11 protein-coding genes are annotated in these 12,258 nt (G+C 68.7%); 4 read left to right on the top strand and 7 right to left on the bottom strand.

The features are described from left to right. Positions 1-2: 2 nt before the first annotated feature. From ACSZL9_RS18645 to eno, 3 genes are all read right to left on the bottom strand, one after another. The gene (locus ACSZL9_RS18645) at positions 3-518 is read right to left on the bottom strand and encodes a DUF501 domain-containing protein (protein ID WP_446667032.1); all 516 of its coding nucleotides are present in this window, start codon (positions 516-518) and stop codon (positions 3-5) included. A gap of 31 nt (positions 519-549) precedes the next feature. After that, positions 550-1,095 carry an FtsB family cell division protein gene (locus ACSZL9_RS18650; protein ID WP_446667033.1) on the bottom strand — a complete coding sequence of 182 codons (546 nt, stop codon included), beginning with the start codon at positions 1,093-1,095 and terminating at the stop codon, positions 550-552. 72 nt (positions 1,096-1,167) lie between these two features. Then, positions 1,168-2,448: a phosphopyruvate hydratase gene (eno, locus tag ACSZL9_RS18655; protein WP_446667034.1), complete on the bottom strand. Its 1,281-nt coding sequence runs from the start codon at positions 2,446-2,448 to the stop codon at positions 1,168-1,170. Between the two features lie 288 nt (positions 2,449-2,736). Here eno and ACSZL9_RS18660 point away from each other — a divergent pair, with 288 nt between their 5' ends. From ACSZL9_RS18660 to ACSZL9_RS18675, 4 genes are read left to right on the top strand one after another with little or no spacing between them, the layout of a single operon-like run. Beyond that, positions 2,737-5,757 carry an ATP-binding protein gene (locus ACSZL9_RS18660; protein WP_446667035.1) on the top strand — a complete coding sequence of 1,007 codons (3,021 nt, stop codon included), beginning with the start codon at positions 2,737-2,739 and terminating at the stop codon, positions 5,755-5,757. Then, positions 5,754-6,182 carry a roadblock/LC7 domain-containing protein gene (locus ACSZL9_RS18665; protein WP_446667036.1) on the top strand — a complete coding sequence of 143 codons (429 nt, stop codon included), beginning with the start codon at positions 5,754-5,756 and terminating at the stop codon, positions 6,180-6,182. The genes ACSZL9_RS18660 and ACSZL9_RS18665 overlap by 4 nt, the downstream gene beginning before the upstream one ends. An 11-nt stretch (positions 6,183-6,193) precedes the next feature. After that, the gene (locus ACSZL9_RS18670) at positions 6,194-6,589 is read left to right on the top strand and encodes a DUF742 domain-containing protein (RefSeq protein ID WP_446667037.1); all 396 of its coding nucleotides are present in this window, start codon (positions 6,194-6,196) and stop codon (positions 6,587-6,589) included. Further along, complete coding sequence (locus ACSZL9_RS18675) at positions 6,570-7,160, top strand: GTP-binding protein (protein ID WP_446667038.1); 591 nt, start codon at positions 6,570-6,572, stop codon at positions 7,158-7,160. Before ACSZL9_RS18670 ends, ACSZL9_RS18675 begins: the two co-directional genes overlap by 20 nt. Positions 7,161-7,261: 101 nt before the next feature. On the opposite strand, the gene ACSZL9_RS18680 is transcribed toward ACSZL9_RS18675, so the two are convergent. The 4 genes from ACSZL9_RS18680 to mfd form a co-directional block, all read right to left on the bottom strand. Further along, complete coding sequence (locus tag ACSZL9_RS18680; protein WP_446667039.1) at positions 7,262-7,903, bottom strand: FMN-binding negative transcriptional regulator; 642 nt, start codon at positions 7,901-7,903, stop codon at positions 7,262-7,264. Positions 7,904-7,952: 49 nt separating this feature from the next. Continuing rightward, positions 7,953-8,924, bottom strand: coding sequence for a MazG family protein (locus ACSZL9_RS18685; protein ID WP_446667040.1), 972 nt, complete (start codon positions 8,922-8,924; stop codon positions 7,953-7,955). Next, a complete protein-coding gene (locus ACSZL9_RS18690) occupies positions 8,921-9,475 on the bottom strand; it encodes a hypothetical protein (protein WP_446667041.1) in 555 nt (184 codons plus the stop codon). Before ACSZL9_RS18690 ends, ACSZL9_RS18685 begins: the two co-directional genes overlap by 4 nt. A 115-nt stretch (positions 9,476-9,590) precedes the next feature. After that, on the bottom strand, positions 9,591-12,258 hold a 2,668-nt coding region (gene mfd, locus ACSZL9_RS18695; protein ID WP_446667042.1), incomplete at its 5' end, for a transcription-repair coupling factor.

Raw genomic sequence — 12,258 nt, forward strand, 5'->3', positions numbered from 1 at the left:
CGCTACTCGACCGACTTGATGGTGCAGCAGCCGCCTGTCCACCACTGCGGCAGGGCAGCGAGCGCCTCGTCGCCCAGCGGGTTGATGCCCGGACCGACGGCCATCGAGTGTGCGACCAGCACGTGCAGGCACTTGACCCGATCGGGCATCCCGCCGGCGGAGATGCCGTCGATCTCGGGAACCTCACCCAGATCGGACCGACGGCGCAGGTAGTCCTCGTGCGCGCCGCGGTATGCGGCAGCGAGCTCGGGGTCGGTCGCCAGCCGCTCGGTCATCTCCCGCATCATGCCCTGCGCTTCCAGCGTGCCGATCGCACTGGTCAGCCGCGGACAGGTCGCGTAGAAACTGGTCGGGAAGGGTGTCCCGTCCGGCAACCGCGGCAGGGTGCGCACCACGGCCGGGCAACCGCACGGACAGCGTGCCGCCACCTCGACCACACCACGGGGCAATCGGCCGAGCTGACGCTCGACCGCCGCCAGGTCGGCGGGATCGACGGGGTTGGTAGGAGTCTCGGTCATCGACGGATCAGTGCTGGATTCAGTGCTCGTCTTAATGCTCACCGGAGGCGACCACGGACTTCCACAGCGTGCCGTACCACGTCTGCTTCTCCTGGGACTTCTGCACAGCGGCCGCCTTGGTCTTCTCGTCCGTGACGTAGACCGTGAGGGTCTTGCCCGGCTTGGCGAAACCGAGCCGCTGCCCCGCCTGGGCGGCGACATACTTGGGGTCGCTCCACTTGCGCTTGGTCTCCTTCAACGATGCGACGTCCTCCTGCTGTGCGGCCACCTGCGCCTGCAGCCGCGAGACGTGCTGCCGCTCGGACACATAGGACCGCACCGTCGGCGCGATCACGACCGCCAGGAAGACGATGAGCGCGCCGAGCACGGCCAGGCGCCGCATCGACCTGGGTGACCGCTGCTTGCGAACGGCACGCGAGCCGCCGCCCCCACCCTTGCCCGGGCGCCCCGCCTGCGGCCGGGACGACGCACTGCGCACCGTCGTGCTGCGCGTAGTGCCCGACCGCCGGCGTGCGGTCGCCGGACGTGACGTCGCGCGCGACCGACCTGCCTGTGTCTTGCGCGAATCGCGTGTCACAAGTGGGCCTTTCGCTGCGTTGTCGCTCTGTCTGTGTGGCTGTGTCTGTGTCGCTCTGTCCGCCGGTGTCCGTCAGGCCTTGAACCGCGGGAACGCACCGGCGCCGGCGTAGACCGCAGCGTCGTCGAGCTCCTCCTCGATCCGCAGCAACTGGTTGTATTTGGCGACGCGGTCGGACCGAGCCGGTGCACCGGTCTTGATCTGACCGCAGTTGGTCGCGACGGCGAGGTCGGCGATCACCGTGTCCTCGGTCTCGCCGGAACGATGGCTCATCATGCAGCGGAAGCCGTTGCTCTGCGCGAGCGTGACCGCGTCGAGCGCCTCGGTCAGCGTGCCGATCTGGTTGACCTTGACCAGCAGGGCGTTGGCGTTGCCGCCCTCGATGCCACGGCTGAGGCGAGTCGGGTTGGTGACGAAGAGGTCATCGCCGACGATCTGCACCTTGTCGCCGAGCTCGGTGGTGAGGGTCTTCCAACCCTCCCAGTCCTCCTCGTCCAGCGGGTCCTCGATCGAGACCAGCGGGTATGACGCGACCAGGTCGGCGTAGTAGGCGGTCATCTCGTCCGCCGACTTCTTCGTGCCCTCGAAGACGTAGGAGCCGTCCTCGTAGAACTCGCTCGCGGCGGCGTCCATCGCGAGTGCGATGTCCTTGCCGGGGGTGTAACCGGCAGCCTTGATCGCGTCGAGGATCAGGTCGAGCGCGGCGCGGTTGGACTCGAGATTGGGGGCGAAGCCGCCCTCGTCGCCGAGGCCGGTCGACAGGCTGCGGTCGTGCAGCACCTTCTTCAACGCGTGGTAGACCTCGGCGCCCCAGCGCAGCGCCTCACGGAAGGAGCCGGCGCCGATCGGCGCGATCATGAACTCCTGGATGTCGACGTTGGAGTCGGCGTGCGCGCCACCGTTGAGGATGTTCATCATCGGCACGGGCAGCAGGTGGGCGTTGGGTCCGCCGACGTAGCGGAAGAGCGGCAGGTCGGCCGAGTCTGCGGCCGCCTGGGCGACGGCGAGGCTGACACCGAGGATGGCGTTGGCGCCGACGCGGCTCTTGTTCTCGGTGCCGTCGACGCTGATCATCTCCTGGTCGACCAGGCGCTGCTCGCTGGCGTCATACCCGAGGACACGCGGCGCGAGCTCCTCACCCACGGCGTCGACAGCGTCCTGGACGCCCTTGCCGCCATAGCGCTTCTTGTCACCGTCGCGACGCTCCGCCGCCTCGAACTGGCCGGTGCTCGCACCGGAGGGAACAGCAGCTCGGCCGACCGTCCCGTCATCGAGCGCGACCTCGACCTCGACGGTCGGGTTGCCTCGGGAGTCGAGGATTTCACGGGCGAGCAGGGCGTCAATCGTGGCCACGTTGGTGAGTCTCCTGGCGCGTTGTCTCGAGTCCGGCAGGCACGGCGCCCGCGTCGGTTTCTGCGCGCAAGACTATCGCCGAAGCACCGCTCGGTCCGGGACGACCCACTCACCGGACGAATTCGACCGCTCGCTCGTCCGCCCGCAAATCGATACCCGACGGTAGGCCGGACCGCCCACCTGTCAGAATGAACCACCAACTGCGGGGCGTAATGCGCCAATCCGGCTCCGCGAACAGCCCGGATACGGCATCCTGTTGCGGTAACACCGACAAGCATCCCGCCGCGCGTGACCGGTTCCGCCGGACGCCGCAGGACAGCCGGCGCCGGTCGGCGCCACCACCCGTCGGTGCCGGACACCTGGTTGTCCGCGCACAGACCCGTGCGGCAGCAGCAACACGGCTGCCACGCCATCGATCTGGAAGAGAACACCACCACGATGCCCGAATCACGCCGCGGTGCGACGACGGCTCCCGCGACCCCTGAGCCGCCGAAGGAGATCACCCGGACCTTCTGGCCGCCCAGCGACTGGTCGGTCCGCCGCAAGGTCATCGCCTGCCTGGCGCTGCCGCTGGTTTTTGCCACCGTCCTGGTCGGCGTGCGCATCGGCTCGGCGTGGAGCGACGCCAGCGCGGCATCACAGGCCGAGCAGCGCTACCAGGTCTTGGAACCCGCGATCGACTACCTCGCCAGCAGCCAGGACCTGTCCGCGCAACTGGTGAACCCGAAATCCAGCAGCAAGACGGAGGGTGCGGCACGCGCCCGGTTCCACCAGTCCCGGGACACGCTGTCGAACTCGCTGGGCTCCGCCGGGCTGAGCGACCGGCAGCACTCGCTGCTGCGAGACGCGATCAACACCGGCAAGAACCTCGACTCGGCGACCAACGCCACCAGCGAGTCGGCCGCGTCGCTCGCTCCGGGCGCCATCAGCTCCGACGTCCTCGCTTTCGTGGACGACCTCGACACATCGCACGCGGACCCGACCCTCAGCGCGCTGCACGACCTGGTCACCGCGCAGAGCCACCTGGCCGACCAGCGACTCGAGCTGTCGGCCGGCACCGATCTGAGCAGCGCCCTACGGATCCAGCTGTCCGCCGACGTCGGCGGTGAGCGCGACGCACTGGAACGTGTGCAGTCCGCGCATCTGCCGGGTGTGGACGTGTCGTCGCTGCAGTCGGACACCGTCAGTCGACTGACCTTCTCCACCGACGGCACCCTGAGTCAGCTCAAGAGCGTGACCAAGTCGGTGACGTCGTCATACCGACCGGCATACAAGGCAGCTGTGAAGGTCGCGACCCAACGGGTCAGCGCCCAGGCGGACGACGCACGCCGCTCGGCCCTGCTGCAGGTCGCGCTGGTGATTGCGCTGCTGGTGCTGACCGGCATCATCGTCGTCCTGCTGTCGCAGCGGCTGCTCGTGCGACCGATCACCGGCCTGCGTCGCGACACCCTGGACATCGCCCAGAAGCACCTGCCGGCAACGATCGATCGTGTCCAGTCCGGGCAAGGGGTCGGCCGCATCCAGAGCATCGCCCTGACCAGCCGGGAAGAGATCGGGCAGCTGTCTCGTGCCGTCGACGACATGCAGAACCGCGCGATCCGGCTGGCCTCGGAGCAGGCGACGCTGCGTCGGCAGATGACCGACATGTTCGAGACCCTGTCCCGTCGAAGCACTTCGCTGGTCAACCAACAGCTGAACCTGCTGGACCAGTTGGAGCGCACCGAGGACGACCCCAAACGACTGGACAGCCTCTTCCGGCTGGACCACATGGCCGCCCGCATGCGCCGGAACGGCCAGAGCCTGATGGTGCTCGCGGGTAACGACGCGCGCGGTGGACGGAGCGAGTCGCTCCCTCTCGACCAGGTGATCGGCACCGCCGTCTCCGAGGTGGAGGGCTACCAGCGTGTGGACGTCGGCGGCCTGCCCGAGCACATCGTCGACGCGAGCGCAGCCGGCGACCTGGTGCACATCGTCTCCGAGCTGGTCGACAACGCGCTGTCCTACTCCCCGCCGGACTCGCGGGTCGGCGTCAGCGGCACCCGTGCCATCGACGGCGGCGTGCTGCTGGAGATCGAGGACCACGGGCTCGGCATCGACAAGGACGAGCTGGCCGAGCTCAACGAGAACATCTTCGCCGGCGGTCGGTTCAGTGTCGAAACAACCCGTCACATGGGCCTGTTCGTGGTCGCCCGGCTGAGTGCGAACCACGAGATCGAGGTCCGCCTGCGGTCCCGGCTGAACCGCGGCACCGTGGCTGCGGTGCACATCCCCGTCAGCGTTCTCTCGGACCAGCCGGTCGAGGACCTCGACGTCACCACCCGGCAGACGCTGTTCGAGCAGTCTCCCGAGACGTCCCGCGACACCGCGGATGCGTCCGCCGACACCGCCGGGATGCCCGCGGCCGGAGCGGCAGCAGGGGCACTGGCTGGTGCAGGCGTCGGCGCTGGTGTCGCGACCGCGACCCTGACGGCATACCCACCCGCTTCGGCGTCCGAGCCCGTGTCCGAGCCGGACCCGACCGAGCAGACCAGCGCCGGGTTGCCGCGCCGGCGCCCCGGTGCGACCGGTGTGACGGCGCTGACCGGCACGGACTCGCTGGGTAGCGCGACGAGTTTCACCGACCACTCCGGCCCGCAGCAGCGCGATGAGTGGGTGTCTCCGGTCGCCGAGACGTCGCGCCCTGCCAAGGACCGCGCCGGTCAGGCGTCGGCGTTCTTCTCCGCGCGTCAGGCGGCTGCCGCCGAGCAGGAGGCGCGCACGTCGTCCGGTTTGCCGCAACGCCGTCCCGGAGCGACGCAGGGCCCCTGGGCCGATCAGTCAGGGCCGGCATCTACACCGGACTCGACGCCCGCATCCACGCTGAACTCGACATCCGACTCGGCACCGCCGCCCATGCCGGCGAGCACGCCGCCGAGGCCCCGGCCGCCGGAGGACACCCCGATCTTCCAACAGATCAGTTCACGCTGGCTGGACGCGGACGGCGGACAGTGGGCACCGTGGTCCAGCGAACCGACCGATCATGCATGGGAGGCCGCTCACGTGGCGACCGAGGAACACTTCAGCGACGACGGTGCTCTCCCGCGTCGCGAGCCGGGACGATTCGTCGTACCCGGCAGCATCGAGACACCCGGGAGCAATGCGCAACCGAGCCGACCCACCCGGGACCCGGAGGAGTTGCGCGCAAAGCTCAGCCGCTACAAGGCAGGGGTCGAGCGGGCGCGAGAGGCGTCTGCCACCGACAACAACACTGCGAACAACGCCGGCAGCGGCGCTGACACAGACACTGACTACGAATCGAGGCGATGGTGACCGACTACTCCATGACCGGCGGGACTGCTGGCGGGACCACGAACGGGAATGGCCAATACGACTGGCTCGTCACGCGATTCGTGCAGGACACCCCTGGCGTGGCACACGCTGTCCTGGTCTCCGTCGACGGCCTGGTGATCGCTCGCAACAACGAGCTGCCGGTCGACCGCGCCGAGCAGATGGCGGCGGTCTCCTCCGGCCTGGCGAGCCTGGCGACCGGTGCTGCCGGACTCTTCGACGGCGGGGCGGTGCTGCAGTCGATCATCGAGATGCAGCACGGTTATGTGCTGCTGATGAGTGTCGGGGACGGATCGCACCTGGCTGTGCTGACGGCGGCATCGGCCGACATCGGCCAGATCGGCTACGAGATGGCGATGATGGTCGAACGCGTCGGACGTGCTGTGGATGCGGCCCCGAGAGCCTGAGATGACCGGTCATGACTGACATCGACCCCGACGACCGGCACGGACTCGCCGACAGCGAGCCCGCCGCCAGTGGTGTGCGGCCTTACACGTTGACTGCGGGTCGCACCACCACGCAGGTCGACGTGCCGATGGAGGCAACCCTCGAACTCACCGACACCGGCCGCGACCGGCGTTGGCCGTCGCACGACCCGAGCAGTCGGATCGTGGGGCTCTGCGCGGCCGAACGGCTGTCGGTCGCCGAGGTCGCAGCCCGGTCCGGCCTGGCCATCGGCGTGGCCAGGGTCCTCGTGGGTGACCTGGTCACCCATGGCTATGTGCAGTTGCAGAAAACCCTCACCGACAGCACCTCGAGTGCCGAGCGCATCAACTTGATCGAAAGGACCTTGCGTGGACTCCGCGACCTCTGACCCGAGCCGCCGTACGACGTCGACGAAGATCGTCGTCGCCGGTGGATTCGGAGTCGGCAAGACGACCCTCGTCGGGGCAGTCTCCGAGATCGTCCCCCTCACCACCGAGGCGACCGTCACCCAGCTGTCGGAAGGCACCGACAACCTCACCTCCACGCCGAACAAGAACACCACCACCGTGGCGATGGACTTCGGCCGCATCACGCTGGCCGATGACCTGGTGCTCTACCTCTTCGGGACCCCGGGTCAGCGTCGCTTCTGGTTCATGTGGGACGACCTGGTGCGCGGTGCCATCGGCGCGATCGTGCTCGTCGACACCGCGCGACTCGGCGACGCGTTCTCGGCCATCGACTACTTCGAGGCCAAGCAGCTGCCGTTCATCGTGGCGGTCAACCAGTTCGACGGAACGCGGGTGCACCCGGTGGAGGAGATCGCCGAAGCTCTCGCGATCCCGCCGCACGTCCCGCTGATCCGCGTCGACGCCCGTGACCGCGAGTCGGCGAAGACCGCATTGGTGCGGGTCACCGAATTCGCGCTGCAGCATCACGGCGTTGCGGTGCCGCAGGGCTGACAGCGGGTCCGACGCTGGATCCGGCGCGAACAACTCGCTACTGTCGCGACTTACTCGCCGGGACCGGGTTGATCCCACGAATAACTCGCGACAGTCGTCAGCTACTCGCCGAGAGAATCGTCCACGGCCCGCATCGCATCGACGAGCGCTGACGCACCCGACTCCGCCTGTATGCCGTCCGCTGCACCGTCCCGATCGGCGCTGTCGCGGGCGGCAGAGATCTTGAACTTGCCGACGATGCGCGAGATGCGCAACTCGATGCCGACGATGTCCGCCAACCTCTCCGCGAGATAGTCGGCCGGCGCCTGCCCCATGTGCCAGGCGTCCTCCCGGCCGCGCTCCATCACCCCGGTCAGCTTCGCGACCGCGCCCCTCGTCCACCGCACGTCGTCGTGTATGACGAGCTCGCCGTACATGTGCGCCACGAGGTAGTTCCAGGTCGGCACCACCTTGTGGTGCTCCTGCTTGGAGGGATACCAGGTCGGCGACACGTAGTGCTCCGCGCCGGTGAAGACCGCGAGCGACTCGCCGGTGTGGTTCCCCTCGCGCCATACATCGTTGGCACGCGCGACGTGCCCGACGAGCCGGTCACCTTCCGCGTCGCGTTCGAGCAACAGCGGAATGTGGTTGGCGCTCAACGACTTTCCGTCTGTCGTGATCAGCGTTGCCAGCCGATTGGCAGCGATGAGCGCGGCGACCGCCTCCGCCGAGGTCGCCTCGTCGTGTGCGGGCAGGTAGACCATTCAGCCCTCGCGTGCCGCATCGGGGTCCGGGTCGGTCATGCGGGCGTCCTCACTCATCGGTGACGTCCGGGCGGGCGATCCGGCGCAGCGCGGTGCGCAGCACGGCGTCTGCCGACTCGCCCTCGGCGCGGGCCTCTGCCACGACCGCGAGCAGCCGGTCGCCGAGGTCACCGCTCTCGCCATACGTCAGTTGTATGCCGCGCCGGTCCGCCCGCGTCAGGACCTTCTCGGCGGTCAGCAGCGTCGACAGGGACGCGGGGATGCCGGCGAGCAGGTCTGCCTCGTCACGGTCGGTCTTCTCGGCGGCCTTGATCCGCTCCCAGGACTGCTCGACCTCGTCCGGAGTGCTGGCGTCGCCGTCGCCGAAAACGTGCGGGTGACGACGAATCAGCTTCTCCACCAACAGTCCTGCGACGTCATCGACGGTGTAGCCGGGGTCCTCGTCGGCCGCGATGCGGGCATGGAAGAGCACCTGCAGCAGCACGTCACCGAGCTCCTCGGCCACGTGCGACGTGTCCTCGGTCTCGATCGCCTCGACAGTCTCGTGGGCCTCCTCCAGGAGGTATTTGGCAAGCGACTCGTGCGTCTGCTCGGCGTCCCAGGGGCAGCCGCCGGGTGAGCGGAGCGCATCCATCACCGCAACGGCGTCGAGCAGTCGCGCACCGGGCAGGTCCCACGAACCGACGAGCACCTCGATCTGTGGCGGTTCGTCGAGCCTGGTCAGCTCCTCGGCCAACGCGTCGGTCAGCCCCGGGTCCGCATCGGGCGAGCCGAGCCACACCACCGACCCGGAGGCTGCGGCCTCGACCAGCGCGCGGGCCGCTCCGGTGGCTGACTCGACCGGCATCGCATCGACCTCGACACCGGACGCCGTGATCGCAGCGGGCAGCGGATCCTCGAGATCAGCGGCCAGCACCCGGTCGGCCTGCTCGACCGCGGTCCACGCATCGCGCGACATCAGCCCGGCCGGCATCCGGGGGCTGGTGACCAGGACGGTCAGCAGAGCGGTCGGGTCGCTCACCCCTGGCCTTGCCCCCGGCCCTGGGCCGCGGGCGCCGCGCTCGGGGTCGGCTTGATCCACGGGTGGTCGCCGGCGACGACGCCCTTGCCTTTCTCCCAGGATCCGTAGCGCGGGTTGAGCGAAACGTCGCTCTGCTCGGTCAGCTTCTGCAGGCTGGCGTTGTCGATGTTGCCGTTGTTGTTCAGTGACGTGATCAGCGTGTCGACGCGGAGTGCCTCGAGTGCGAGCTTCGACAGGTGCACCTTCGGCTTCTGCGCCTGGATCTGGCTGTCACTGATCGGTGACTGGTTCTTGGTGGCCGCGTATTTCTCCACCTGCGGGCCGATCGCCAGTCGCCCGGCGACCGCGCCGGGCTCGACGGGCCCGCCGACATAGGTGGAGATCTCCTTCGCAGCGTCCTGCAACTGCGAGTTGCTGACCGTCCGGCCGTCGAAGCTGAGCGCCTTGCTGCCGTCGTGCATCACTCCGTTGCTCCCGCACCCTGCCAGCGCGAGGGTGCACAGCGCCGCTGCGGCGCCCAGTGCGAATCGACCGCTACGGAAGCTCGGCATGCGGGTGGGCCTTTCTCGGTGTGGGTCTCCTGGCGGCGTGGACCGATGCCACACCACGAGCATCATGCCAGCACCGCCTGTGCCGCCGACGGTGTGGGTGCACCGGTGCCGCAACTCACGAAGCCGCACCGGCGGCAGCACCGATGTCGTCCAACAACACTGCCTTGATCAACTGCGCGGCCCAGCGCAACACCTCGGTGTTGCGCAGCGGCTTGCCACCGACGGGAGCGGTCTTGGGTTGCGGCACCAGGATCTGATGTATGGCGGGCTTGACCATCGTGCCCTTGTAGATCCGCTCCAGCCGCAACTGCTGGCTCTCGCGCAGGTCGACCGGCCCGAAGCGGATCATCTTGCCCTGCACCGCGATGTCGCCGATGCCGGCCTGCCGGGCGATGACGCGCAGGCGTGCGACCTCGAAGAGGTGCTGCACCGGCTCCGGCGGGGCGCCGTAGCGGTCGCGCAGCTCGGCCTCGATCTCACCCAGGCCGGCCTCGTCCTCGACGGTGGCGAGCTTCTTGTAGGCCTCCAGCCGCAACCGCTCCCCCGGCACGTAGTCGTGCGGCAGGTGCGCGTCGACCGGCAGCTCGATCTTGACCTCGGTGGGCGCGCTCGAGGTGCCGTCGCCGCGGAAGTCGGCCACGGCCTCGCCAACCATCCGGACGTAGAGATCGAACCCGACGCCCGCGATGTGCCCGGACTGCTCGCCGCCGAGCAGGTTGCCCGCGCCGCGGATCTCCAGGTCCTTCATCGCCACCTGCATCCCGGCGCCGAGGTCGGTATGGCTGGCGATCGTCTGCAACCGGTCGTGTGCGGTGTCGGTGAGCGGCTTCTCCGGCGGGAAGAGGAAGTAGGAGTAGGCACGCTCCCGCCCGCGCCCGACACGGCCCCGCAACTGGTGCAGCTGGGACAGGCCGAGCTGGTCGGCGCGGTCGACGATGAGGGTGTTGGCGTTGGAGATGTCCAGCCCGGTCTCGATGATCGTGGTGCACACCAGCACGTCGGACTCCCGATCCCAGAACGACGTGACGACGTCCTCCAGGCGGTGCTCGGACATCTTGCCGTGCGCGGTCGCGACGCGCGCCTCGGGCACCAGCTCGCGCAGCCGCGACGCGGCCTTCTCGATGGTGCCGACCTTGTTGTGGACGAAGAAGACCTGGCCCTCGCGCATCAGCTCCCGGCGTATGGCGGCCGCGATCTGCTTCTCCTCGTAGCCGCCGACGAAGGTCAGCACGGGGTGTCGCTCCTCGGGAGGAGTTGCCAACGTGGACATCTCGCGGATGCCGGTGACGGCCATCTCGAGCGTGCGCGGGATCGGTGTCGCCGACATCGCGAGCACATCGACAGCCGTGCGCATCTGCTTCAGCTGCTCCTTGTGCTCGACGCCGAAGCGTTGCTCCTCGTCGATGACGGCCAGACCGAGGTCCTTGAATTTCACCTCGTTGCCCAGCAGCCGGTGCGTGCCGATCACCAGATCGACTGCGCCCGTGCGCAATCCGTCGATGACCTCGCGTGCCTCGCGGTCGGACTGGAAGCGGGACAGCGCCTTGACGACGACCGGGAACCCGGCGTAGCGCTCGGTGAAGGTCTGGTAGTGCTGCTTGACCAGCAACGTGGTCGGCACCAGGACGGCGACCTGCTTGCCGTCCTGGATCGCCTTGAATGCCGCGCGTATGGCGATCTCGGTCTTGCCGTAGCCGACGTCACCGCAGACGAGCCGGTCCATCGGCACGGACTTCTCCATGTCGGCCTTGACCTCGTCGATGCTGCTGGCCTGATCGGGCGTCTCGACGAACGCGAACGCGTCCTCCAACTCGCGCTGCCACGGGGTGTCGGGACCGAAGGCGTGTCCCTCGGTCGCCATCCGGGCGGAGTAGAGCTGAATCAGCTCGGCCGCGATCTGCCGGACGTGGCGCCGGGCACGGGATTTCGTCGTCTGCCAGTCGGATCCGCCCATCCTGTTGAGTGACGGCTGCTCGCCTCCGACATACCGCGTGACCTGGTCGAGCTGGTCGGTCGGCACATAGAGCTGGTCGGCGGGCTGGCCCTTCTTGGCCGGGGCGTAGTCGATGACGAGGTATTCGCGCGTCGCACCGCCGACCGTGCGCTGCATCATCTTCGCGAACCGGCCCACGCCGTGCTGCTCGTGCACCACGAAGTCGCCCGGGTGCAGCTGCAGCGGGTCGACGACGTTGCGCCGCCGGGACGGCATCTTGCGCATGTCCTTGGTCGTGCCGCCGTGTGTGGCCGCGCCGGTGAGGTCGCTCTCCGTGAGGAGCACGAAATCGCTTGCGGCCAAAGTGAATCCGTGGCCGAGCGCACCCGTCGCCAGCTCGACGGAGCCGGTCGCGAGCTCCCCGATGGGCCGGGACACCACGTCGTGGTCGCGCAGCACCTCACCGATGCGGTTGCCGAGGCCGGGGCCCTCGGTGACGATGAGGACGCGGTTGCCGGCACGCGTCCAGTCGCGGATGTCGCCGATCGCCTGCTCGGTGTTGCCCCGATAGAGCGGCACCTCGGCGGTGCCGATGGTGACCTGCTCCCCCGCGAGCGCGTCGTCCTCCTGGAACTGCGTCAGCTCGTCATCGGTGGCGAATGACGAAAAAGCCCACCAGGCAAGGTCTTTCGACAGTGCATGATCACGCAGCTCGGCGATCGACCAGTAGGAAGCGGTGCCCAGCACTGACTGCAGGTCGACCGGGACCGAGTTGCCCGCGGCCGCGTTGGCCCAGCTCGCGTCGAGGAACTCGGCGCTCGTGGCCACCAGGTCGTGGGGGCGCGGGCGC

It is taken from the genome of Flexivirga sp. B27, assembly GCF_052905685.1.